This is a genomic window from Fulvivirga aurantia (assembly GCF_009711475.1).
Taxonomy (GTDB): domain Bacteria; phylum Bacteroidota; class Bacteroidia; order Cytophagales; family Cyclobacteriaceae; genus Fulvivirga; species Fulvivirga aurantia.
In genome coordinates, this window is the sequence record NZ_SMMD01000379.1 from 1 (window position 1) to 2,169 (window position 2,169).

Annotated in this window: 2 protein-coding genes; both read left to right on the forward strand. The window is 39.6% G+C overall.

Annotated elements, in window-relative coordinates; all coding sequences use genetic code 11:
* On the forward strand, positions 1–734 hold a 734-nt coding region (locus tag E1176_RS02010), incomplete at its 5' end, for an enoyl-CoA hydratase/isomerase family protein (protein WP_155208905.1).
* Between the two features lie 12 nt (positions 735–746).
* A partial coding sequence (locus E1176_RS02015) for a lipopolysaccharide biosynthesis protein (RefSeq protein ID WP_155208906.1) occupies positions 747–2,169 on the forward strand: 1,423 nt, incomplete at its 3' end.

The following is a 2,169-nucleotide window of genomic DNA, read 5'->3' on the forward strand; positions in this document are numbered from 1 at the left end:
TCACCATCACGAGGCCAGATAGTTTAAATGCACTAAATGTTGCTACTATCGAGGAGCTGCGCACTGCTATACAAGATGCATACGATAACAAAGAAGTAAAAGGAATCATAATAACCGGAGACGGAGAAAAGGCTTTTGTAGCTGGAGCTGACATCAAAGAGATTGCCGAATTGAATGAGCTTAATGCAAGAAAATTCGCAGAAAATGGCCAGGAGGTATTTTCTCTGATTGAACAGTGTGAAAAACCAGTAATTGCAGCTGTCAATGGTTTCGCTCTTGGCGGTGGCTGCGAACTTGCCATGGCTTGTCACATACGTATAGCTTCTGAAAATGCTAAATTTGGCCAGCCTGAAGTAAACCTTGGTATTATACCAGGTTATGGAGGCACCCAAAGACTTACCCAATTAGTTGGCAAAGGCAAAGCACTCGAGCTGATGATGACTGGTGATATGCTAAGCGCCAATGACGCTAAATCAGTAGGCCTGGTAAACCATGTGGTAGAGTCTAAAGAAGAGTTGATGGTATTGAGCAAAAAAATCGCCAGCAAAATCACCGCAAAGGCACCTCTTGCCGTTGGCATGGTAATCAACTGTGTAAACGCTTATTATACGTCCGAAGAAAATGGCTTCCAGACAGAAGCAAATAGTTTCTCTAACTGTACAAAAACCGAAGACTTTCAAGAAGGTACTCAGGCATTTATCGAAAAAAGAAAACCGGAATTTACCGGAGCTTAGAAAAATCAGCCCATGAGTCAGCTCAAGCGCTTAGCTGGCGATACAGCAATATATGGTGTAAGTAGCATTCTCGGTAGGTCGATCAACTACCTACTGGTAATGCTACATACAGAGGTTTTTCTCCCTACAGAACTTGGGGTTTTCGCCTATCTGTATTCTTATATTGGAATTATAAATGTTATCTATACTTTCGGTATGGAAACGGCCTTTTTTAGGTTTGCTAATAAAGGCAGTAGCAAGGTAAGCTATAACGCAGCCTGCACCACAGTGATTGGCATTAGTACTTTGCTAAGCACTTTAATCATACTTAATGCGTCATCTGTTGCCAGTCTAATAGGCTATCCTGATGTTAGCCTTCTGATTATATGGTTGGCCATTATTTTATGGATAGATGGTATTTTGGCTATTCCTTTTGCCAGATTAAGACATGAAAACAAAGCCAAGCTATTTGCTGCTCTGAAGGTTGGGAATATCTTTGCTAATGTAGGCTTACAACTGATTTTCTTACTCTTATTACCTTATCTCAGCAAGTTTGAGACATTTTCTAATATCTATGATTCTTCGCTGGGTATTGGATATATCGTTTTGGCAAATCTTATCGCCAATGCACTCTTTCTACCCTTCTTATGGAAATACATTGCTTCCATACGCATTACAATAAGTAAGAAGGTAGTGAAGCCAATGATAAAGTATGCAACACCTATCATGATTATGGGTGTAGCTGGTATGGTCAACGAAATGCTTGGTACCATCATGCTGAAAAATCTATTACCTGATGATTTTTATGCTTCCATGAATAGTGAAGCTGCTGTTGGGGTCTACAGCCAGACTTTTAAGCTGAGCATTTTTATGTTGCTCGCCATTCAGGCATTTAGGTATGCTGGTGAGCCTTTCTTTTTTAGCAATGCAGCCGATAAAAACGCCCCTGCCCTATTTGCCAAGGTCATGCATTATTTCATTCTGCTTAGTTTGCTCATGCTCGTTGTGGTCTCACTTAATGTTAACCTTATTGCAGAAATTTTTCTGAGAAAGCCTGAGTTTAGAGTGGCCTTATACCTGGTACCAATTCTTCTTTTGGGTAAATTTCTTTATGGTATTTATGTAAACCTCAATGTATGGTTTAAGATTACTGATAAAACTATCTACGGCACCTATTTCAGTATCTTAGGTGCTGCCGTTACTATCATTGGCAATGTCTTACTAATCCCCATTATAGGTTATTTGGGAAGCGCGATAACCACTGTACTCTGTTACCTCACCATGATGTTGGCGTGCTACTTTACAGGAAAAAAGCATTACCCAATCCCCTATAATTTTAAAAAGGTTACACCTTATGTTATTATCTCTGCCGTATTAGTTTACCTTTCGTTTGTTTTTGAGCACCCAAATTTCATAATTGATTCAACAATAAGAATCATCATATCGTTAGGTGTTA